The following is a 22,511-nucleotide window of genomic DNA, read 5'->3' as shown; positions in this document are numbered from 1 at the left end:
GCACCCGGAAGCGGGCACTGCGAACCGCGGATCACTGCTCCACGCGCTTAGCGGGCGGCGGTATTTTCCGCCGACGCCATACGCAGGGCAGCCATATCTTGCACCCACACAATATCCTGCGCCGCGACCTGATGGCCGGTGGCGTGGGACAGGGTCGCGCTCAGCTTGTCCAGATTGCCGTTGGCAGCCACTTTCTCCAGCGGCAGCTTCAGCCAGGCCTGGCCCTGCTGGTCCACAACCTGCTCGGCGCCCTTGGTATCGATCAGATTGCTGTCGATCGCCGTCACGTGGCGGTCAACCGCGGAGCGGCCGCCAGACGGCAGGTAGACGGTGCCGGTGGTGAAGTCTACGGCGAAGGCCACGACACCCGGCAGAATACCGAACAGCAGCGCGGCGCCATCGAGGATCACTACCGCCGGATCGACGCGCCCGCCAGTCTGGCCCTTGCGCTCGGGGTAAAGGAAATAACCGCAGGCGGTCAGGTTCATCAGGAATACGAGCAGGCAGCTGGCGGCGATGCCGCGCTTGACGGTTCTGTTCATGGTCTCTCTCTAGGCTGTTCTAGTCTGTTTCTGGCTGAAAAGCGTGCGCGCGGATGCTCCGCACAAACCGGCCGCTAAGCTTACCGAAAGCGCAGCGGCGCAGGAAGTGGCGCCACGCAGAGCCTTTGTGTCGCAAGTCTCAAACCAGCATCCGGACCCGCAGGTCACATCGATCTGCCACTGCAGACTTGGTCAAATAAACGCCAATGTCGTGCGCGGCGGTCTCACATTTCTGACACTGTGCCTAAACTTTGAACAGCACCCGCTGCGAGTAGAAATGGAGCAGTACACAATTTCTGGAGGTGCGGATTACGCACCACAGATCGGACCGGGCAGTGAGCAGTCGCCAGGCATCGAACACCAGAAATTTCAAGGAGCAGTAATCGCAGCAGGTGCCGCCAAGGATTGGCAAAAGCACGGTGTCCCCAGGACGCCGTGCTTTTTTATTGCTGGTAACGAATGCGGCCGGCGTCGACAATGGCCCAACTGAAAATTCCCCACTATCCCTGTATCCTGCCCGCGTTCAACTGACTGGAGCCCATCCATGCATATCACCAGCGCTTTCGACAGCGGCAATATTGAAGTGATCGACGCCAATTCGCAGCCAGTGCAACTGGCGATCCGCCGCGACAACAACTCCGATTTCTATCAGTGGTTCCACTTCCGCCTCGAGGGCGAAGCGGGCCAGAGCTATCCGCTGCGTATCACCAACGCCGGCAAGGCCGCCTACCCGGAGGGCTGGGAGAACTACCGCGTGTGCGCATCCTACGATCGCCACAACTGGTTCCGCCTGCCGGCCGAATACGACGGCGAGACCCTCGACTTCACCGTGGAGCTGGACCGCCCCGCCATCTACCTGGCCTACTTCGCGCCCTACTCCTGGGAGCGCCACCTCGACCTGCTGGCCTGGGCGCAGGGCGACGACCGGGTACAGCTGGAGACCCTCGGCCAGACCCTCGACGGCCGCGATATGTCGCTGCTTACCATCGGAGACGCAGACGCGGCCAAGCACCGCGTATGGATGATCGCCCGCCAGCACCCCGGCGAGACCATGGCCGAATGGTTTGTCGAGGGCTTCCTCGAGGCGCTGCTCGACGAGGCCAACCCCTCCGCCCGCAGCCTGCTCACCGACACGGTGTTCCACGTCGTGCCCAATATGAACCCCGACGGCAGTGTGCGCGGCCACCTGCGCACCAATGCCACCGGCGCCAACCTGAATCGGGAGTGGCAGGAGCCGAGCATGGAACGCAGCCCGGAGGTGTTCCTGGTGCGCCAGAAAATGCTGGAGACCGGTGGCGATATCTTTCTCGATATCCACGGCGACGAGGCGCTGCCATTCAACTTTGTCGCCGCCTGCGAGGGCGTGCCCGGTTACGACGAGCGCCACGCGCAACTGGAGGAGACCTTCAAGCGCGCGTTCGTCGCCGCCAGCCCGGACTTCCAGACCGAGCGCGGCTACGATCTGGACAAGCCCGGCGAGGCCAATATGACGGTCGGCACCAACTGGTGCGGCCACCAGTTCCGCACCCTGGCACTGACCCTCGAGATGCCGTTCAAGGACAACGACAACCTATCCGACCCGATCGAGGGCTGGTCGCCGGCGCGCTGCCAGCAGCTGGCGCGAGATATTTTCCTGCCCATTCGCGAGGCGCTGAACAGCCTCTGATCCCCCGTGCAGGAGCGGCCATTGGCCGCTCCTGCACCGTCAGCGCAAAAATTATTTTCCTGCACAAGCGCACTAATTCAGCACAGAATACCTCGGCGGCCGGCGCGCTTTTTGTTACCTTACGGTGTTCAAAAATAACACTCACAGGGAATATTTATGCGAATCCCAACTCTGTGGCGCCGCCTCGGCCTGGTGCTCGCGGTCAGCGGTGCGCTGGGCGCCTGCGGCCAAGACACCGGCACGCCGGGCGCGGACAACAATGCTGCAACCTCGAGCGAATCCACACAGACCGCCAGCAAAACCCAACCCGCGAATATGGCCGCGGCGGATACCGCGCAAGCCAGCAAACCGCAGCTCACCGACGCCGAACAGGCGCAGGTGGACCAGATGGCCGCGGACCTGCACAAGAACATCAAGGTCCTGGCCTCGGACAAGTTCGAGGGCCGCGCACCGGCCACCAAGGGCGAGGATCTAACCGTCAACTACCTGGCCGATCAGTTCCAGGCGCTGGGCCTGCAGCCCGGTGCCGTCGACGCCAACGGCAAGCCCAGCTGGTTCCAGCAGGTTCCGGTGGTGGAAATGCAGATCAAGTCCACGCCGCTGGAAATCAAGGGCCGGGATTATGACCGCCAACTGCAACCGCTCACCGAAATGGTGACCTTCACCCAGCGCCAGACCGACAGCTCCGCGCTGAACGACAGCGAGCTGGTGTTCGTCGGCTACGGCATTGTGTCGCCGGAAAATAACTGGAACGACTACGCCGGCCTGGACATGAAGGGCAAGACTGCAGTGATCCTGGTCAACGACCCCGGCTACGCCACCCAGGACAAATCGCTGTTCAACGGCAACGCCATGACCTACTACGGTCGCTGGAGCTACAAGTACGAAGAGGCCGCGCGCCAGGGGGCTGCCGGCGCGATCATCATTCACGAAACCGGTGCCGCCGGTTATCCGTGGGAAGTGGTCAGCGGCAGCTGGTCCGGCGCCCAGATCAGCCTCGCAGCGAAAAACAAGAACCTCGACCGCGTAGCGGTGGAAGGCTGGGTAACCGGCGATGCCGCCGACGAAATGTTCGCCGCTGCCGGCCTCGACCTGCAGAAGCAAATGGACGCAGCCAAGTCCCGCGGCTTCAAGCCCAAGCCCATGGGCCTCACCGCCAGCGTAAAGCTGACCAACAGTGTGCGCAGATCCAAATCGCGCAACGTGGTGGCCAAGGTGGAGGGCAAGAAGTACCCGGATGAAGCCGTGCTGTTTACCGCGCACTGGGATCACCTGGGTGTGAACAAAAACAGCGAGGGCAAGGACCATATCTTCAATGGTGCGGTCGACAACGCCACCGGCGCCGCCGGCCTGCTGGCCATGGCCCACCAGGTAATGGAACTGCCGCAGAAGCCCGACCGCAGCATGCTGTTTATTGCCGTTACCGCGGAGGAGTCCGGCCTGCTCGGTTCCAAGTACTACGCGGAAAACCCGGTGATCCCGCTGGCCAAGACCGTCGGTGGCGTCAACTTTGATGCCCTCGGCGTCTACGGCCCGATGCGCGACATCGTCGTGGTGGGCTATGGCAACAGCGAACTGGAGAAGATGCTGGATAACGCCGCCACCCGCCGCGGCCAGTACCTGGCGCCGGAAGCACATCCAGAGCGCGGCGCCTTCTATCGCTCGGATCACTTCAGCCTGGCCAAGCAAGGGGTGCCGATGCTGTATTTCGAATCCGGCAGTGACAGCTACGCCCACGGCCGCGCCTGGGGCGAGCAGCAGAAAGAGAACTACACCGCACACGACTACCACAAGCCGTCAGACGAATACGACCCCAACTGGAACCTGAAAGGTGCAGCAATGGATCTGCAGATCGGCCTGGAAGTGGGTCTGAAGTTGGCCAACAGCCACGACTGGCCCAACTGGTATGAGGGCAACGAATTCCGCGCAATTCGCGACAAGAGCGCCGACCAGCGCAAATAATCGTTGTTGTTTTGCCCTGCGGGAGCGGTCAAGCGCCGCTCCCGCTTACTCTCCCGGCGGCTGCCCGCCGCTGCGCGGCAGGCTGAATTCCCGGCGCGCCACCAGCCAGTATGCGATCCCCAGTGCCAGCACCACCGCGCCGATGGCGAAGATATAGCGCGCATCGGTATCCGACAGATCCAGCACAATCACTTTCCGCGCGATTGCCATCAGCGCTGTGGCGATGACCAGTTGGATCGGAATGACATTGGAGCCCAGGTACAGGCGGATATTGATAAAGATTTCGATAGCGATCAGCACCAGCATAAAGGCACCAAACACATCGAACAGGTCGCTGTAGTCCAGCAGGTACTGCGGCGGCACCATAAGACGCTGGTACATGACGTAGACCACGTCCGCCACCGCCCAGACAATCACCATCGCCATCAACACCGCCAGAACGCGCACCGAGTTGCGGATGATCAGGTGCAGCACACGGATCAGCGGATCGTCGTGCTCCGGCGACAACTCCTCGTGCGCCGGTCCCGAATGCCTGTCGTCGTCGCTCATCGCTATCCCGTTCCCGCTTGATTCACGAGGTAGGTATAGCGCAAAACTGCACCGGCACCGCTGCGGTATCGGTTCCGGGTGCACAGCAACTTCCCGCAGTCTGGCGCGAAAGCCATCAACTCATTCGACCCGGCGCAGCGCGAGTGCGTCGCTGTCCGACTCGAAACGCATCGCGCTCGCGCGACCGTCTATACAGAGGCGCCGGTCGCGGCACGCACCGCCGGCCAACACACGATCACCGACTATACTCAGCGGCACGGCAGCATCGGGCACAGGCTTTGAGCGCTATCGCCCCGTGCGAATCGCGCCACTGTTACAGGCAATAGATCTACAGGCAATGGATCACCATGACCCCCGAATTTGTTTCCCTGCTCAACGCCTACACCATCCCGGCCGGTATCTGCGATGATCTCGGCAACTGGATCGCCCTCAGCAGCAAACTGCAGGCACTGCTGGCAAAAAATTTCCGCGACAACCTGGCCGGCTATGTGGCCAGTGATGCGGAATGGCAGAACACCTGGAGCGCCATCTCCGACCGACGGCAGACCCGCCTGGTGGATACGCACTTCACCCCGCCGCTAGCACACAAACTGGCACAGGTAACGCGCATCGACTTTTTTGGCAGCAGCAATGCGACCGCTTATCTGGTGGAGTTTTATTCCCGCACCGAGGAAATAGAAGGGACAGCACGGCAGACGCACCCGATGCGCAACAGACTTTCCAGCCAGCGTCGCGCGCTGGAACAGTGCCGCCAGCTGGCGCGGCGGACCATCGCCCCGCCCACCGACGCGCTCACCAGCCTGCCCGATCGCATCGCCTTCGAGCGCCAGCTCAACCATCAGTGGAACCTGGCGGTATGCCAGCGTACCGCGCTGGCCCTGATGCTGGTGGATGTGGAGTTGTGCGGGCGCCTGCCGGGCCATCGCGACGAGGCCTACGACAGCGCTATGCAGCGTGTCGCCCGCTGCCTGAAAGGCAGCGCCTGCCGCTGGAGTGACTTTGTCGCGCGCACTGGCGACGGCCTGTTCGGCATCCTGCTGCCGTCCACCGATCACGGTGGCGCCACCGCGCTGGCAGCGCGACTGCTGAAAGCGCTGGACAAGCTCGGCTGTATGGAGGGGCAAAACGACAGCACTGACGCGCCGCTGGCGATATCCGTGGGCTATCACAGCTGCCGGCCGACGCCCAACGTGGACTCGGCAGAGCTCTGGCGCTGTGCCGACTACGCGCTGTACCGCGCCCGCGACTGCGGCGCCAGCTGTGCAATGGACTACGCCAGCGCCGATGCGGCCGCAAACGCGGGCGAAACAGGCACTCCGCTACTGGCCTCCGGCCACTGAACGCCCGGCACCCCCTATAACGCAAAGCGCCGGGCGGCGCGCTCAACCCAGGTCCAGCTCCAGCAGGCAATCGCCCCGCGCAACCTTCTCGATCAGTTCATCCCGCTGGTTTTCCATCATGTCCAGCAACACCGGTGGCAACAAGGAGCCATCGATACTGCGCACTGCCCAGAGCCCGAACTCGATTACTGTCGGCGCCAGAGCGCGGCCGACGCCGGTGAGCTCGTAGACGAATTTCTTGCCGTGATCCGGGTGGGGGCGCTTGCTGATAACCCCGGCGCACTGCAGTCGCTGCAACCGATCGGTGAGGATATTGGTGGAAATCCCCTCCCCGGCGGCCAGAAAATGGCGAAACTCGCGCCGGTTGGTAAACATCAGGTCGCGAATGATCAGCAGCGTCCAGCGGTCACCGAGGATCTCGAGTCCGTTGGCCAGGGCACAGGGGGAACGTCGGGTGACGGTGGGATGGGTCGAGCATTTTGTCATGAAATCAGTCTAAAAATTTAACTTGCATTTTGCAATTACGGCGCCTAACGTACTTGCATTATGCAAGTAAAACGAAATGAATTCGTGTTTCAATGACAGGGAGACCATTGCAGTGAACATTTACAGCTTCCCCACCTACAACCTGGTCAAGGTACTTTTTACCGCCGAAGAACTGGGCCACCACTACCAGTTACAGCTGCTGGATGCGCACGCCGGCGAGCACAAATCCCCCGAACATCTGCAGCGGCATCCGCTGGGCAAGGTGCCCGCGGTGGAGCTCGACGGCAACCACTATTTTGAAAGCAATGCCATCTGTCGGCTCCTCGCCGAGCGCCACAACAACCAGCTCTATGGCGATACGCCGGAGGCACGCGCCCGCACGAACCAGTGGATCGACATGATGACCCAGCACGTCGGCCGCCACCTGCACACGCTCGTATTCGAGGAGGTGGTCAAACCGAAGGCGATGGGCAGCAGCCCCAACGGCGCAGCGACAGAGGGCGCCCTGGCCTTTCTGGCCGCCCAGCTCCCGATCATTGATCAGGCCCTGTCGACGCGCCCATTCCTGGCCGGTGACGAGCTGACGATCGCCGACCTGATCGGTTTCAGTTTCTGCCAGACGCACGAACTCACTTCAGCCAGCCTCGACGACTACAGCGCAACCCGGGACTGGTATCAGCGCATCAAGGCAAGGCCCGCCTTCGAGCGCGCGATGGAGCAGCTGCCGGGCGGCAAGCTCTTTTCCTTTCTTTAACCGCAAACACAAAAAAGCCCCGCTGGTGACAGCGGGGCTCTCGATACGGACCAGAGTAGCGGTCTGAATACCGCCCGTGTGGCTGAAAATATCAGGCGCTGACCGCGCTCTCGAGCTTTTTCAGCTCTTCGGCGCGCAGCTCGCGGCGCAGTATCTTGCCGACATTGGTCTTGGGCAGGTCTTCGCGGAACTCCACCTGCTTCGGTACCTTATAGGCGGTCATATTTTCGCGGCAGTAGGCGATGACTTCCTCTTCGGTCAGAGACGGATCGGCCTTGATCACAAACAGTTTCACCTGCTCGCCGCTCTTTTCGTTGGGTACGCCGATCGCCGCAGCCTCCGCCACCTTGTCGTGGGCGCTGACGACGTCCTCGATCTCGTTGGGATAGACGTTGAAACCGGACACGATGATCATGTCTTTCTTGCGGTCGACGATCTTGATATAGCCATCGTCCTGGATCAGCGCCATATCGCCAGTGTGCAACCAGCCCTCGCTGTCGATAGTTTCGGCAGTTGCCTCAGCCCGTTCCCAGTAACCTTTCATTACCTGCGGGCCGCGCACGCACAGCTCGCCGGGGGAATTGTTGGGCAAGTCGTTGCCGTTTTCGTCCACCACCTTCACTTCGGTCGCCGGCACCGGTATGCCCACGGTGCCCAGCTGCACGGCATCGGCGGGGTTAAAGGACACAACCGGCGAAGTCTCGGTCATGCCGTAGCCTTCGGTGACCACGCAGCCGGTCATCTGTTCCCAGCGCTTGGCGGTATCGCGGGTCAGGGCCATGCCGCCGGACGCCGTGGTGTGCAGTTTGCTGAAATCCAGCTCGGCAAATTCCGGGTTGCGCATCAGGCCGTTGAACAGCGTGTTGAGGCCGGCAAAACCGGTAAAGCGTACGCCCTTCAGGGTTTTCACGAACGCCGGGATATCGCGCGGATTCGGAATCAGCAGCGAGTGGCTGCCGGTGGAGAACAGGCACATGCAGTGAATCGTAAAAGCGTAAATGTGGTACAGCGGCAGCGGTGCCACATAGAGCTCCTCGCCCTCTTTCATGGAGTCGCCGAGCGCCTCGCGCACCTGCTCCATATTCGCCACCAGATTGCAGTTGGTCAGCATGGCGCCTTTGGCTACGCCGGTGGTGCCACCGGTGTACTGCAGCACCGCCACGTCATCCGGTTTGCGCTGCACGTCTTCGTGCGGCTGCTGGGCGCCCTTGGCCATGGCGTCGCGGAAATTCACCTGATTGGCAAAGGAAAATTCCGGCACCATTTTCTTGATGTATTTGGCCACCCCGTTGATCAGCATGCGCTTCAGCGGACTGTGCAGATCGGCGATCTCGGTCACGATCACCTGCTGCACACTGGTCTCGGCCACCACCTGGGACGCGGTATCGGCAATGTTGGCCAGTACCACCATCGCCTTGGCGCCGGAGTCTTTCAGCTGGTGTTTCAATTCGCGCTGGGTGTACAGCGGGTTGGTGTTGACGACAACCAGGCCCGCACGCAGGGCGCCAAAGACGACCACGGGATACTGGAGAATGTTCGGCAGCTGTACCGCGATGCGGTCGCCGGGTTCCAGGTCGGTTTGATGCTGAAGGTAGGAGGCAAACCTGGCGCTGAGCCTGTCGATTTCGCCGATGCTGAGGGTCTGCCCGAGGCAGGTAAATGCCGGCCTGTCACCGAATTTGGCACAGGCGCCCGAAAATACGTCGAGTATGCTGCGATCGAGATCCAACTGTCTTCTCCCAGTCCTGTTGTTGTCGCCTGTCCGTTTTATATAGACCAATGCTGTGGCTCGGCCTGCGGACAAATAATTATTTTTTGTAATTCACGGCTGCGGTTGTTCGAATTGGTCTGGCCGTGTTCCGGTAAATCTGCGATTCCACGCGCCGCCGGAATTTCGGCGCGGATACCGGATCAATGCAGTTGTCGCGTCACGCGCTGCGGTCGCGGGCCGGAAACAGATCGGCCAGCGCGGCCGCCAGCTCGCGATCACCGCTGTAGTGTATATCGCCGAGCAGGAAGGCGTGGCGCGCACTTAATCGGCCTTCCAGAATAGCACTCAACGTGGCCTTTGCCAGTTCCAGCACCAGGGTCGGCTGACAAGCCTCTCCCGGATGGGATGCCGCACCCGCTTCCGCCGACGATAACAACACGTAGAAATCACTGGCATCGGGCAGCCGGAACTGTACCCGAGAGCCAGGATGCGAACAAGTAAGGCGCCGCAGGTACGCGACCACATGCTCTGACAACTGCATGGACTGCACTCCACAAAAAAACCGCCGGCATGACCGGCGGTTCTCGATGGTGATCGAACTCAGAATGCGAAGTGTTCCGCATCCAGCTCCATCAGGTTGGCAGCGCCACTCTGCATCGCGGTTGCGTGCGTCTCGGTACGCGGCAGGATGCGGTCGAAGTAGAAGCGCGCGGTGGCCAGCTTGGCACGGTAGAAATCCGCTTCGCCGTCACCGGCAGCCAGCTTGTCGTTGGCCAGTTTGGCGGCGCGCGCCCACAGGAACGCCTGCACGGCGTAACCGGAGTACATCAGGTAGTCGACCGACGCGGCACCCACCTCGTCCGGGTTTTCCATCGCCTTGACCCCGATGTTCATGGTCAGCTCGCCCCACTGCTGGTTCAGCTCCTGCAGTTTGGTGACGAACGGCGCCATGGCCTCGTTGTCGATTTCCGCCTGACAGAACTTGTGCACCAGCTTGGTGAACTTGCGCAGCTTCTCGCCCTGGCTCATCAGCACCTTGCGGCCCAACAGGTCGAGGGCCTGGATACCGGTGGTACCCTCGTAAATGGTGGCAATACGTGCGTCGCGCACATTCTGCTCCATACCCCACTCGGCGATATAGCCGTGACCACCGAAACACTGCAGCCCCAGGTTGGCGGACTCGAAACCGGCCTCGGTCAGGAACGCCTTGGCGATCGGCGTCAGGAAGGCCAGCAGGTCATCGGCGTCCTGCTTGTCTTCGTCACTGCCCTTGTGGGTGCGGTCCACCTGCTGCGCACACAGCATGGCCAGCATACGCCCGCCCTCGGCAAAGGCCTTCTGGGTCAGCAGCATACGGCGCACGTCCGGGTGCACGATAATCGGGTCGGCGGCGCCGTCCGGGTTTTTCGGGCCGCTCAGGGAGCGCATCTGCAAGCGGTCTTTGGCGTAGGCCAGCGACTTCTGGAAACCCGCCTCGGCGTGGGCCAGGCCCTGCAGGGCCGTGCCCAGGCGCGCAGTGTTCATGAAGGTGAACATGCAGTTCAGGCCCTTGTTGGGCGGGCCGATCAGGAAGCCCTTGGCGGCGTCGAAGTTCAGTACCGCGGTGGCGTTGCCGTGGATACCCATCTTGTGCTCCAGGGAGCCACAGGCCACACCGTTGCGCTCGCCGGCGGAGCCGTCGGCATTGGGCAGGAACTTGGGCACGATAAACAGGGAGATGCCCTTGGTGCCGGCGGGGGCATCGGGCAGGCGCGCCAGCACGATATGCACGATGTTCTCGGCCATGTCGTGCTCACCGGCGGAGATAAAGATCTTGGTACCGGTGATCGCGTAGGAGCCGTCGTCATTCGGCTCGGCCTTGCTGCGCAGGATACCCAGATCGGTGCCGCAGTGCGGCTCGGTCAGGCACATGGTGCCGGTCCAGGTGCCCTCGACCAGCTTGGTCAGGTAGGTTTCTTTCTGCGCATCGGTACCGTGGGCTTCGAGGGTGTTCATGGCGCCGTGGGACAGTCCCGGGTACATGCCCCAGGACCAGTTACTGGTGCCCACCATTTCGCTCATGACGGTGCCCAGTGACGGCGGCAGGCCCTGGCCACCGTGGGCCGGGTCGTGCGCCAGGGACGGCCAGCCGGCCTCGACGAACTGCTGGTAGGCCTCTTTGAAGCCTTCCGGGGTGGTGACTTCGCCGTCTTTCCAGGTACAGCCCTGCTGGTCGCCGATCTGGTTCAGCGGAGCCAGAACGTTCTCACAGAACTTGGCGCCCTCTTCGAGGATGGCATCGACCAGATCCGGTGTGGCCTCGTCATAGCCCAGGGACTCGTAGTGCTTGTCCCAGTCCAGCAGTTCGCGCATGACAAAACGCATGTCGCGCAGTGGAATCTTGATATCGGTCATCCTGCAACCCTCAATTCTCTGTCAATTCGGTAAAGTGCCGCCGACCGGATAAAACCGGCGAGTCAGCTTTGTGACTGATTTTTACGATTGGTTCATCATAGTAGCAACGCCGTCGGCCGCTCTATGGCGAAAAGCGCCCAAAGCGGTGACAGAATGGTGCGACGGGTCGAATGTGACTGACGGGACAATCTTTGCGCTCTCGCTGAATACCGGGTTGGCCACCGATCCAGCGAACCCGGCATTACCCCTGTGGCGGCCCTAGCGGCGGCAGCGCCGCATCAGCCACTCTTGCGGCTGCGGTACTCGCCGGGGGTCACGCCGGTCCATTTTTTGAAGGCGCGGAAGAAGGCACTGGACTCATCGAAACCGAGCAGTTCCGCAATTTGCCCGTTGGAGAGATCCGGGCAGCTGAGATAGTGGAAGGCGGCCTCCATGCGGCACTCGTCTTTCAGCTTCTGGTAGGAAGTCCCCTCCTGCTGCAAGCGCCGGCGCAACGTGGTGACCGACATATTGAGGCGCTCGGCCACTACCTCCGCCGCCGGCATCGATTCGCTGACGTCACGGTTGAGGATTGTCTTGACCTTGGTCTTGATACTGCTCGCGCTGCCGTCGCTGATCACCAGGTGGTAGGGCGCCGTGCGGATAAAGTCTTCCAGCGTCTGCGGATTCTGCACTACCGGGTAATCCAGGTAGCGGCTGTCGTACTCCAGGGCGTTGACGGGCTGGTCGAACAGCAGCTCCCCCGCCTCGCTCTGGGCCAGGCTGCGGAACTCCTCGGGGCAGGAGAAAGAGAAGTGCAGCTGCGCCAGCGGGATCTCGCGCCCCACCAGCCAGCAGTAGAAGCGATGCCAAACCGCCAGCGTGGTGCGGATCACGCCGGGGGTGGTGGCGGCGATCAGCTGGTCGAACTCGCCTGTGGCCAGGGAACTGATCCCGCGGATGGCCACCCGCTCGCGGCCGTTGCCGGCCGGCTCGAATACCGGTTTGACCTTGAAACCGCGACAGATTTCCATGAACTCGGCGCTGAGCGCAATCGCCTGACGCACCGTCGCGCAATTGACCACCATCAGGCACAGCAGGCGGAAGGATCCGGAGCGCACGCGGCCGCCGCTGAGCATGCCGAACCACTCGTCCTGCACCTGCCACATCACGCGCTGGTAGAGGCGGCCGTACTTGACCGCAGAAAAGGCCGCGGCGCCGTCGAGTTCGCGCTCGTCAATACCGACCGAGGCGAGCAGCTGACTGCGGTCACAGCCGTGTCGCGTCGCCTCGTCGAGCAGCCGCTCCAGATAGGCGATCGGAATACGGATGTCCTCTTCCGACACCGCCATTTATTTTTTGCGCCCGCGCAACCAGTTGAGCAGCGCCCCGAACCCCAGCGCCGCGACAATGATAACTAGCAGAAACACCAGTAACAGCACCAGGTAAGAAGCGATATCCGCAAACGGCAGATCCCAGCTCCACACCGCCGCAGCCACGAAAGCGATACAGGCGAGCACACTGGTAATAAAGGAACGTCGACTTTTCTTGGCCATGAAATTGACTGCGCCGGTTGAAAATGAACGGTTGGTCGATACCGGTCTGCGGCACTACCATTCAACAGTAGATAGACCGATGCGGCGCGGAATCGTGAGGCATTGACCGATTCCTGTCAACGCCGCGGGAGGTATGGATGAGCAGGAAACTGCTGTACCGGCGCGAGGACCGCGTAACCGTGCGGCACCTTTTTACCTTGATTGAATGCCTCGCCGGCCTGATGGTCGCGATCCTGCTCGGTATCGCGCTCTTCTCCTGACGCGCGGCGCGGCATCAATCATCGCCGGAGACCATTAACCGTCACCGGAGACGATGCCACCCTGGGTCAGGCGCGCGGGATCCAGCAGTTTCTCCAGCTCGGCGTCCTCCAGATCGGTCATCTCGCGCGCTACTTCGAGGACCGGTCGGCCGCTGCGGTAGGCCGCCTTGGCAACGTCCGCCGCCTTGGCATAGCCGATCACCGGGTTCAACGCCGTCACCAGAATCGGGTTGCGCGACAGTGCCTCGGCCACACGCTCGCGGTTGACCGAGAAACCGGCCACCGCCTTGTCTGCCAGCAGCCGTGCGGCACTGCCCAGCAGGCGGATACTCTCCAGCAGGGTGTGTGCCATCAGCGGCAGCATCACGTTGAGCTGGAAATTGCCGCTCTGCCCGGCGATAGCAATGGTTGCATCGTTGCCCATCACCCGCGCCGCCACCATCGCCACCGATTCGCCGATCACCGGGTTGACCTTGCCCGGCATGATACTGCTGCCCGGCTGCAGCGCCTGCAGCTCGATTTCGCCAAGCCCGGCCAGCGGCCCGCTGTTCATCCAACGCAGGTCGTTGGCGATTTTCATCAGCGCCACCGCCAGCACCTTCAGCTGGCCGGACACTTCCACGGCGGTATCCTGGCAGGAAATTGCCGCAAACAGATTGTCCGCGGGGCGAAACTGCTGGGTACTGTTGGCGCTCAGCTTCTGCGCAAACAGCTCGGCAAATTTCGGGTGCGCATTGAGCCCGGTACCGATGGCCGTGCCGCCCTGGGCCACTTGCGACAGGCGCGGCAGCACGCCGCGAATGCGCTCGCGGCACAGCTCGATCTGCGCCGCCCAGGCGCCGATCTCCTGGCCGAGCGTCAGCGGCAGCGCATCCATCAAGTGCGTGCGGCCGGTCTTCACCACATCGTCCACCTCGGCGGCCTTGTCGGTCAGCACCGCATGCAGGTGACGCAGCGCCGGCAGCAGGTGGTCCCTGCCGGCCAGTAGCGTCGACACATGGATTGCGGTGGGGATCACGTCGTTGCTGCTCTGGCTCATATTGACGTGATCGTTGGCACCGACCTGCAGATTGCTGTCGGAACCGCCAAGGTTCCGGTTGGCGATATGGGCCAGCACTTCGTTCACGTTCATGTTCGTGCTGGTGCCGGAGCCGGTCTGGTAGATATCCAGCGGAAACTGGCGCGCGAAGTCGTCCTCGCCGAGGCCGTCGCAGGCTGCCACGATTGCATCGGCGCGCTGGGCATCGAGCAGCCCCAGCTCGCGATTGGCCTGCGCCGCGGATTTCTTGATCAGTACGATTGCGCGGATAAACTCCGTTGGCAGCGATATGCCACTGACCGGGAAGTTGTCGCGCGCGCGCTGGGTCTGGGCGCCGTAGAGCGCCCACTCGGGGACCTGGACTTCGCCCAGGCTGTCTTTTTCGGTGCGGAATTTTTCGCCCATGGTAGCGGACCTCGACCGCCGGCGGTGCCGGACACTGAGACATTTTTCGACACGGCCTGCCCGGGCAGTGACCGCTGTCCCGCGGCAGCAACCGTCAGCACAACAACCAGGATTTATCGCCGATCGCCGCAGCCCCGACGCGTGCGCAATGGTGGATTCAGCACGTCACCGCGAAGAGGCCCTTTCAGCATAGCAGGGAGAGGAATCAGACGCTGACGCGCCCCTCCTGGGTCCACTCGCAGCGCACCTGCATGTCGCCGCTGCCGGGCTCGTGATAGAGACCCGCGGCCTCCCAGGTGAAGGAGTGGATGCCAGACAGCTCGGTCTCCAGGTGTACGGTCGCCGACACCCAGTACATGCTGCGCAGCAGTTCCTCGAATTTCTGGATCCAGTGGTTCCATTCATATTCCACCGCACGATAGGAAGCACCGAAATGGATCACATCGGTCTGGTACTGGGACAGCTTCACTTTAATCGTGGGGATGGAGAACATATCCCGGCACAGGAAAGGCCACTCGTCGGCACTGGGCAGTGCCATCACCGCGGCACGATTGATTCGCCGGCGATCGGCACCACCGGCCAGGCTATTACTGTCCTTGATACATCCGTAGACAATGGATTCCTGATCGCCCTGTACCACTTTTCTTTCCTCAGCGCGGCGTTGTCGGTCAAAAAATGCCCGACACAGTGAATGACTAACGGCCCACTTTAACGGCCGTTGGAAAAGAAAGCTATAACCGGAATCGCAATTGGGAAAGCGGTAATTTTTTGTACAGAATTGCCGGCTGCGGTACGAGAAGAGGCCCGGGCGAACACAAGGTTCGCCCCTACAGATCCAATGCAGCGATTTATTCACCCACTTTGCTACAGGCACCGCGGGGTATTGAAGGCGTGAAGAAAACCGCGGCTCCTTCCGTAGGGGCGAACCTCGTGTTCGCCCTCTCGCGGTTGGCAGCACAGGCAAAACGACTCAGATCTCGATACCGCGCTCGCGTAACATTTCGAGAAACTCTTCTTCATCCAGAACCGGGATATCCAATTCCCGCGCCTTGTTCAGCTTGGAGCCTGCACCGGGGCCGGCGACGACACTGTCGGTGTTGGCGGAAACGCTGCCGGCCACCTTGGCGCCGAGGCGCTGCAGGTAATCCTTGCCTTCGCTGCGCGACAGGGTTTCGAGCTTGCCGGTCAACACCCAGGTTTGCCCCGCCAGCGGCTGGTCACTGCCGCCCTGCTCTTCCGGCTGCCAGTGCACCCCGGCCTGGCGCAGCGCCTCTATCTCTTCCTGGGCGTGGGTCTGCTGGAAAAATTCCGCCACGAAGTGCGCCACCACCGGGCCCACGTCCTCGACTTCCTGCAGCGCGTCCTCATCCGCCTGCATCAGCGGCTCCAGATCGCCAAAATGCCGCGCCAGGTTGCGCGCGGTGGCTTCACCCACTTCGCGGATACCCAGGGCGTAAAGGAATTTCGGCAGCGTGGTGTCCTTGCTGCGCTCCAGCGCGTCGAGCAGGTTCTGCGCCGATTTCTGCCCCATGCGCTCCAATTCAACCAGCTCGTCGAGCTTCAGGTGAAAGAGGCCGGACACCGAGTGCAGCAATCCCTCGTCGACCAGCTGCTCCACCAGTTTGTCGCCGAGGCCGTCGATATCCATGGCCTTGCGCGAGGCAAAATGTTTGATCGCCTGCTTGCGCTGGGCACTGCAGATCAGACCGCCGCTGCAGCGGGCCACCGCCTCGCCGGGCGTGGATTCCACCGGTGAATCGCACACCGGGCAGTGATCCGGGAAAACGATGGCGCGGGCGTCTTCGGGCCGCTTGCTTGCCACCACCGACACCACCTGCGGGATGACATCGCCGGCGCGGCGGATCACTACTGTATCGCCGATTTTGACGCCCAGGCGCTCGATCTCGTCGCGGTTGTGCAGGGTCGCGTTGGAAACGGTCACGCCGCCCACGAATACCGGCTCCAGCCGCGCCACCGGCGTCACCGCACCGGTGCGACCCACCTGGAATTCCACGTCCTTGAGGACCGTCATTTCTTCCTGTGCCGGGAATTTATACGCCATGGCCCAGCGCGGCGCGCGCGCGACAAAGCCGAGGCGGCGCTGCAGTGCGGTGTCATTGACCTTGAACACGATACCGTCGATGTCGTAGGCCAGTTCACCGCGCTTGTCACCGAGCTTGTGGTGATAGGCGATACACGCATCGATGTCGCTGGCCGCAGCCATCTCGCTGTTGATGCGAAAGCCCCAGCGGTTCAGCTGCTGCAGAATTTCCGTGTGCCTGTCCGGCAGGGTCGCCCCCGCCACCTGGCCCACGCCGTATACACACAGCTCCAGCGGGCGCTGTGCGGTAATGCGCGAATCCAGCTGGCGCAGACTGCCGGCGGCGGCATTGCGCGGATTGACGAAGGTTTTCTCGCCCGCTTCTGCCGCCTTGCGGTTCAGTTCGGCAAAGCCGGCCTTGGGCATATAGATCTCGCCGCGCACTTCCAGTACCTCGGGCACACCGTTGTCCAGCAGGCGCAGCGGTACCGAACCGATGGTGCGCACATTCTGGGTGATGTCTTCGCCGGTAGTGCCGTCGCCGCGGGTGGCGGCGCGCTCCAGCAGGCCATTGCGGTAAAGAATACTGATGGCGATACCATCGAGCTTGGGCTCACAGGCGTACTCCACCGGCTCGGAGGTATTGAGGCGGTCGCGCACGCGGCGGTCGAATTCCTGCAACTCCTCGTCGTTGAAGGCGTTGTCCAGTGACAGCATCGGCACTTCGTGATGCACTTCGGCAAACGCCTTCAGCGGCTCGGCGCCGACACGCTGGGTGGGCGAATCCGGGCTAATCAGCTGCGGGTGTTCTTTTTCCAGCTCCTGCAGCTCGCGCAGGCGGCGGTCGTATTCCGCATCCGGCAGCTCCGGGTTGTCGAGTACGTAGTACTGGTAGTTGGCACGCTGCAGGATCTGGTGCAACTCTTCGACGCGCTGGCGTTGTTCGCTGGGAATTTTGTCTGTCATTTTTTATTCGCAAAAATGGGGAATTCTTGCCATTGGGAGGGAGAGCTTGGCCGGTAGGAGCGGGTCTGCGACCCGCGCGCGGGCGAACACAAGGTTCGCCCGTACAGGTCAGGCCTGGGCGCGGGCCAGGGCGCGGCGGCGCTGGTACTCCATCACCCGCTGGCGGTAGTGCTCGGCGGTCTGCGCGGTGAAGACGCTGCGGTTTTCGTCTTTCAGTTCACCGCCCAACTGCTCGGCAATCTGGCGCGAGGTGGCCAGTAGCTGTTCCAGCGCGGCAAGCGCCGAGCCCTCGATCGGCAGGGCGAGGAACAGGCTCAGGCCGGGGCTGGTGAACTCTTCCATTTGCGCCAGATCGAAGACGCCGGGCACGACCATATTGGCCAGGCTGAATACCACCGGGCCATCGTCGCTACCGCCCTGGTGGTAATGGAAAATATTCATTTCGCCGAAGCGCAGGCGCGCGGCCATCATCGCGCGCAGGATATCGTTGCCCTCGAAGAAGTCGCCTTCCGGCGCCATCACATTGATGATCAGGACTTCTTCGACCGGGGATTTCTCCCGCGGCTTGCTGGCTTGTTTGTTCACCGCTGCACCCTTTTTCTCCCGGCCGCGTGTGTCTGCACGCGCGCCGTTATCGTCGTGCGCGCGGTCCTGCGCCCGTTCGGGCGCCCGCGGCGCAATGTCGCTTTCCGGTACCGGCGCTGCGGGTTCTTCTTGCACCAACCCGCTTTCGCCGGCACTCAGGGCTTCGAGGCTTTCCGACTCGTTGAGTTCCGGTTCGCGGCGATCTTCTTCCGCCACCACCGAATCCATCAGGGTCGGCACCTGGTCGTCTAGATTGAGCGATGTCTGTTCCGGCTCGTCACGCTGCGGCTGGCTGCCGGCGAGCGGTTTGCGCGATGACATAAAGCTCTCCTGTACCTGACGGTTTACCTGCAGGGCCTCTTCGAGCGCGCGGCGCTGCACCACGCGCACACTCCCGGGCAGCTCTTCGGCAATCTGGCGGCGCTTGGCCTCCTCTTCCGGGTCGAGGTATTCCTCTACGTCGGCGACCGGGTGATCCGGCTCACAGACTTTATCGGGAGCCGTTTCCACTTTGGACGTTGCCCCCTGCACATTGCGCACGGGCGACATCAACTCGTCGTTATCGTCGTAGGTGCCCCTGTGCATCTCGCGCGACAGATGGCGCGAGACTTTCATCGATGCGCGCTGGCGCAGTACGGCGCGGCGCACGCCGTCCAGCACCGCCAGCAGCAGAATCAATGCGAGAATTGTGACCAGCCAATTTCCCATAGCGTTTCTCTCAGCGTCTCTCCCTTACGCCGCTTACGCGGATGCCAGCTCTGCGGCCTCTTCCACATTGACCGATACCAGGCGTGAGACGCCCGGCTCGTGCATGGTAACCCCCAACAACTGGTCGGCCATCTCCATGGCAATCTTGTTGTGAGTAATATAGATGAACTGCACGTGCGCGGACATCTCCTGCACCATACGCGCGTAGCGACCGACGTTGGCATCGTCCAGCGGTGCGTCCACCTCGTCCAGCATACAGAAAGGCGCCGGATTGAGGCGGAAAATCGAGAATACCAGCGCGATCGCGGTGAGCGCCTTCTCCCCGCCCGACAGCAGGTGGATGGTGCTGTTGCGCTTGCCCGGCGGGCGCGCCATGATCGCGATGCCGGTATCCAGCAGATCCTCGCCGGTCAGTTCCAGATAGGCGTGACCGCCGCCGAACACTTTCGGGAACAGCTCCTGCAGGCCGCTGTTGACCTGATCGAAGGTTTCCTTGAAGCGGGTGCGGGTCTCGCGGTCGATTTTCTTGATGGCATTTTCCAGGGTTTCCAGCGCGTCCATCAGGTCGCCGTACTGGCGGTCCAGGTACTCCTTGCGCTCGGACTCCTGCTTGTACTCGTCGATGGCGGCCAGGTTGATGGCACCGAGGCGCGAGATGCGCGCGGCCACCAGTTCCAGTTCCTGCTGCACATGCTCGATGGTCAGATCGCCGGGCAGCTCTTCGAGTACCTGTTCGACCTCGTGATCGGATTCCTTCAGTTGCTCCACCAAGCCGTTGCGCTGCACCTCCAGCGTCTGCGCGCCGAGGCGCTCCTGCTCCAGTTGCGCGCGCACGCCCTGCAGCGCCGACTCGACCTTGTGGCGCTCCTGCTCCTGTTCGCGCAGGCCGCTCTCCACTTCCTCGAGCTTCTTGCGCGCCGCGGAAAGTTCGGTCTCCACGTCCAGGCGCTCGGCCAGCTTCTCTTCCAGTTCGGCCTGGAAATCCTGCGACGGATCCTGGGTCTCTTCCATCTGTTCCTGCAGCAGCTCGCGGCGGCTGCGCAGGCGCTCCAGCTGCTCGCGCATCACCTGCAGGGTGCGCTCCAGCGACATCATCTGGGTGCGCACTGACTGCTCGCGCATGGCCAGTTCGTGGGCGCGGTCCTTGTCTTCGCGGGCGCGGCTGCGCGCTGCATCCAGCGCCTCGCGCAATTCGTCGCGGCGGGCCAGCAACGTTTCGCGGCGGTCGGTATCGTCGCTCATCGCCCCGACCGCTTCCTCCAGCAGCATGCGCGCCTCGGACAGGGATTCCCCCTCCAGCTCCAGCTGCTCGCGCACTTCGACAATTTCCTGCTCGACACGGCTGCGGCGCTCGTTCATCTGCTCGGCGCGGGCGCGGCGCGCGGACAGCTGGCTGCGCAGCTCTGATTCGCGCCGGCCCAGCTGCTCGGCCTCGTTGCGGGCCTCTTCGATGGTGCGCTCCAGATCGCCGATCTCCAGGCGCAGCGACTCGCGCTGTTCGCTGAGGCTCTCGATCTGCTCTTCGGTGGCGGCCAGAGATTGCTCCAGCTCTTCCAGTTCCTGCTTGCGCGCCAGCACGCCCGATTCGGCGTCGGAGGCGCGACTGACACGCAGCCAGTTCGGACCGAGCCACAGGCCATCGCGGGTGACAATGGATTCGTGCGCTTGCAGCTGTGCCCGCTGCGCCAGCGCAGCAGTCAGGTCCTCGGCGGTGTAGATGCCGGCGAGGATACCGGCCAGCGCATCTGAACCCTCGACCTGATCCGCCAGCGCCGGCAGGCTGCCAGTGGCGGCAGCACTGACGCTGCCGCCATCGATAAATACCGCCTGGCCGCTCTCCAGCGCCCCCAGGCTCTCGCTGAGACTCTCCAGCCGGTCGACGCAGACCGCCTGCAGCTGGGCGCCGAGCACAGTCTCTACCGCAGTTTCCCAGCCGGCCTTGGCGGACACCTGGTCCGCCAGGCGCGGCTTGTCGGCCAGCGCCTGCTGTTGCAGCCAGTTTTCGACCGCCTTACCCTGCCCCAGCGCCGCCTGCTGCAGCGCCTCGAGGGAGGCCTGGCGGCCGCGGCTGGTCTGCAGCTGCAGGCGCAGCTGGTCCAGCTCGGCGGCAGTCTCGCGCTCGCGATCGCGCAGCGCGGCCAGTTGTTCGTTCTTCTCCGCCGCCGTCTCGCGGCGCTCGCCGGCCTGCAGCTCCAGCTCGGCCAGCTGCTCGTTCAGCTGTTCGGTCTCGCCGTCGTCGCCGCCTTCAGCCAGGCCGCTCTGTTCGGCCTGCAGCTTGTTGATGCGCTCCTGCAGGCGCTGGCGCGAGGTTTCCAGGTGCTGGATGCGCGACTGCTGCACCTCGGCCTTCTGGCGCGAGCCGGAGGCGCCCTGGTTGAACTGGTCCCATTCGTTTTGCCAGTCGCCCATCGCCTCTTCGGCAGTCTGCAGTGCGGTGGCGGATTCTTCCTCGGCGGCCTGGACCATTTCCAGGTCCGGCAGGATCACGGTCAGCTCTTCCTCGAACTGGGCGGCCTTTTCCTGATCCGTCTCCAGCCCGGCTTCCGCCTCGCCGAACTCCTGCTGGGTCTGCTGCAGGTCGGACTGCAGGCGGGTGTTGCGCTCGCGCGCGTGGGCAATGCTCTGTTCGAGGCGCGCGATATCCGCGCCCACGGCATAGAAGCGGCCCTGCACCTCATTGAAGCCGTCAGACAGCTCGTGGTAACCCACGCGCTTCTGCTCGATATCGGTGTCGCAGCTCACCTGGCGGGTCACCAGCTCTTCCACGGTGAGTTCCAGCTCGGAGATCTGCTGCTGCTTGGCCTTGGCCTGGTCGTTCAGGTCGCGGTATTTCAGCGCCTGCAAGTGCGCCTTGTGGCTGCGCTCCTCTTCCTTGAAGCGGCTGTACTTCTCCGCCGCGGCGGCCTGGCGTTCGAGGCGCGACAGCTGGCGTTCGAGTTCATCGCGGATATCGGTGAGGCGCTCCAGGTTCTCCTTGGTGCGACGCATACGGTTTTCGGTGTCGCGGCGGCGCTCCTTGTACTTGGAGATGCCAGCGGCTTCCTCGATAAAAACGCGCAGCTCTTCGGGCTTGGCCTCGATCAGCTTGGAGATCATGCCCTGCTCGATGATGGCGTAACTGCGCGGGCCCAGGCCGGTGCCCAGGAACAGGTCGGTCACGTCGCGGCGGCGGCACTTGTCGCCGTTCAGGTAGTAGTTGTTCTGACCGTCGCGGGTTACCTTGCGCTTGACCGAGACCTCGGCGAAGCCGGCGTAGGGACCGGTGAGCTTGCCGTCGGAGTTGTCGAACACCAGTTCGATGGAGGCCTGGCCCACCGGCTTGCGGCCACTGGAGCCGTTGAAGATGACATCGGTCATGGAGTCGCCGCGCAGGTTCTTCGCGGACGATTCGCCCATCACCCAGCGCACCGCATCAATGGTGTTGGATTTGCCACAGCCGTTGGGGCCTACCACGGCACTGAGGTTGGACGGGAAGTAGACGGTGGTCGGGTCAACGAAGGATTTGAAACCCGCAAGCTTGATGCACTTCAGACGCATGTATTTTTTAAACTCGGTATTTGTTTTGTGC

At 62.7% G+C, this 22,511-nt stretch carries 18 protein-coding genes; 5 read left to right on the top strand and 13 right to left on the bottom strand.

All coding sequences use genetic code 11. From position 1 onward, the window contains the following. Positions 1 to 47: 47 nt before the first annotated feature. Positions 48 to 542 (bottom strand): hypothetical protein, encoded by a 495-nt coding sequence (locus ABDK11_RS07370; RefSeq protein ID WP_346839645.1) that lies wholly within the window; start codon positions 540 to 542, stop codon positions 48 to 50. A 544-nt stretch (positions 543 to 1,086) separates the two neighbouring features. Here ABDK11_RS07370 and ABDK11_RS07365 point away from each other — a divergent pair. Together ABDK11_RS07365 and ABDK11_RS07360 are read left to right on the top strand one after the other, a co-directional pair. Continuing rightward, on the top strand, positions 1,087 to 2,208 hold the full coding sequence (locus tag ABDK11_RS07365; RefSeq protein WP_346839644.1) for a M14-type cytosolic carboxypeptidase: 1,122 nt from the start codon (positions 1,087 to 1,089) through the stop codon (positions 2,206 to 2,208). A 156-nt stretch (positions 2,209 to 2,364) separates the two neighbouring features. After that, positions 2,365 to 4,170 carry a M28 family metallopeptidase gene (locus ABDK11_RS07360; RefSeq protein ID WP_346839643.1) on the top strand — a complete coding sequence of 602 codons (1,806 nt, stop codon included), beginning with the start codon at positions 2,365 to 2,367 and terminating at the stop codon, positions 4,168 to 4,170. 45 nt (positions 4,171 to 4,215) lie between these two features. On the opposite strand, the gene ABDK11_RS07355 is transcribed toward ABDK11_RS07360, so the two are convergent. Continuing rightward, complete coding sequence (locus tag ABDK11_RS07355; RefSeq protein ID WP_346839642.1) at positions 4,216 to 4,719, bottom strand: phosphate-starvation-inducible PsiE family protein; 504 nt, start codon at positions 4,717 to 4,719, stop codon at positions 4,216 to 4,218. A gap of 347 nt (positions 4,720 to 5,066) precedes the next feature. Here ABDK11_RS07355 and ABDK11_RS07350 point away from each other — a divergent pair, with 347 nt between their 5' ends. Beyond that, entirely contained in the window at positions 5,067 to 6,059 is a 993-nt protein-coding gene (locus ABDK11_RS07350; RefSeq protein ID WP_346839641.1) for a GGDEF domain-containing protein, read from the top strand. Positions 6,060 to 6,101: 42 nt separating this feature from the next. Here the strand turns inward: ABDK11_RS07350 and ABDK11_RS07345 are convergent, their stop codons facing one another. Then, the gene (locus tag ABDK11_RS07345; RefSeq protein ID WP_346839640.1) at positions 6,102 to 6,545 is read right to left on the bottom strand and encodes a helix-turn-helix domain-containing protein; all 444 of its coding nucleotides are present in this window, start codon (positions 6,543 to 6,545) and stop codon (positions 6,102 to 6,104) included. Positions 6,546 to 6,657: 112 nt separating this feature from the next. On the opposite strand from ABDK11_RS07345, the gene ABDK11_RS07340 reads away from it, so the two are divergent. Further along, entirely contained in the window at positions 6,658 to 7,299 is a 642-nt protein-coding gene (locus tag ABDK11_RS07340; RefSeq protein WP_346839639.1) for a glutathione S-transferase family protein, read from the top strand. A 91-nt stretch (positions 7,300 to 7,390) separates the two neighbouring features. Here the strand turns inward: ABDK11_RS07340 and ABDK11_RS07335 are convergent, their stop codons facing one another. From ABDK11_RS07335 to ABDK11_RS07315, 5 genes are all read right to left on the bottom strand, one after another. Further along, positions 7,391 to 9,028, bottom strand: a complete 1,638-nt coding sequence (locus ABDK11_RS07335) for an AMP-binding protein (protein WP_346839638.1) — start codon at positions 9,026 to 9,028, stop codon at positions 7,391 to 7,393. 199 nt (positions 9,029 to 9,227) lie between these two features. Then, positions 9,228 to 9,551, bottom strand: coding sequence for an SCP2 sterol-binding domain-containing protein (locus tag ABDK11_RS07330; RefSeq protein ID WP_346839637.1), 324 nt, complete (start codon positions 9,549 to 9,551; stop codon positions 9,228 to 9,230). A gap of 59 nt (positions 9,552 to 9,610) precedes the next feature. Then, entirely contained in the window at positions 9,611 to 11,404 is a 1,794-nt protein-coding gene (locus tag ABDK11_RS07325) for an acyl-CoA dehydrogenase C-terminal domain-containing protein (protein WP_346839636.1), read from the bottom strand. Positions 11,405 to 11,682: 278 nt separating this feature from the next. After that, complete coding sequence (locus ABDK11_RS07320) at positions 11,683 to 12,735, bottom strand: AraC family transcriptional regulator ligand-binding domain-containing protein (RefSeq protein ID WP_346839635.1); 1,053 nt, start codon at positions 12,733 to 12,735, stop codon at positions 11,683 to 11,685. Continuing rightward, positions 12,736 to 12,939: a hypothetical protein gene (locus ABDK11_RS07315; protein WP_346839634.1), complete on the bottom strand. Its 204-nt coding sequence runs from the start codon at positions 12,937 to 12,939 to the stop codon at positions 12,736 to 12,738. Positions 12,940 to 13,076: 137 nt separating this feature from the next. On the opposite strand from ABDK11_RS07315, the gene ABDK11_RS07310 reads away from it, so the two are divergent. Next, the gene (locus ABDK11_RS07310) at positions 13,077 to 13,199 is read left to right on the top strand and encodes a hypothetical protein (protein ID WP_346839633.1); all 123 of its coding nucleotides are present in this window, start codon (positions 13,077 to 13,079) and stop codon (positions 13,197 to 13,199) included. A gap of 34 nt (positions 13,200 to 13,233) precedes the next feature. Here the strand turns inward: ABDK11_RS07310 and ABDK11_RS07305 are convergent, their stop codons facing one another. From ABDK11_RS07305 to smc, 5 genes are all read right to left on the bottom strand, one after another. Then, a complete protein-coding gene (locus ABDK11_RS07305; RefSeq protein ID WP_346839632.1) occupies positions 13,234 to 14,643 on the bottom strand; it encodes a class II fumarate hydratase in 1,410 nt (469 codons plus the stop codon). 205 nt (positions 14,644 to 14,848) lie between these two features. Then, positions 14,849 to 15,283 (bottom strand): hypothetical protein, encoded by a 435-nt coding sequence (locus ABDK11_RS07300; protein WP_346839631.1) that lies wholly within the window; start codon positions 15,281 to 15,283, stop codon positions 14,849 to 14,851. A 330-nt stretch (positions 15,284 to 15,613) separates the two neighbouring features. Beyond that, positions 15,614 to 17,650: an NAD-dependent DNA ligase LigA gene (ligA, locus tag ABDK11_RS07295; RefSeq protein WP_346839630.1), complete on the bottom strand. Its 2,037-nt coding sequence runs from the start codon at positions 17,648 to 17,650 to the stop codon at positions 15,614 to 15,616. Between the two features lie 108 nt (positions 17,651 to 17,758). Continuing rightward, on the bottom strand, positions 17,759 to 18,943 hold the full coding sequence (zipA, locus tag ABDK11_RS07290; protein ID WP_346839629.1) for a cell division protein ZipA: 1,185 nt from the start codon (positions 18,941 to 18,943) through the stop codon (positions 17,759 to 17,761). Positions 18,944 to 18,976: 33 nt separating this feature from the next. Further along, positions 18,977 to 22,480: a chromosome segregation protein SMC gene (smc, locus tag ABDK11_RS07285; protein ID WP_346839628.1), complete on the bottom strand. Its 3,504-nt coding sequence runs from the start codon at positions 22,478 to 22,480 to the stop codon at positions 18,977 to 18,979. Between the last annotated feature and the right edge of the window lie 31 nt (positions 22,481 to 22,511).

This window comes from Microbulbifer sp. SAOS-129_SWC (assembly GCF_039696035.1).
Taxonomy (GTDB): Bacteria; Pseudomonadota; Gammaproteobacteria; order Pseudomonadales; family Cellvibrionaceae; genus Microbulbifer.
The sequence above is the reverse complement of the archived record's forward strand: the minus strand, read 5'-3'. Positions and strand labels throughout refer to the sequence as shown.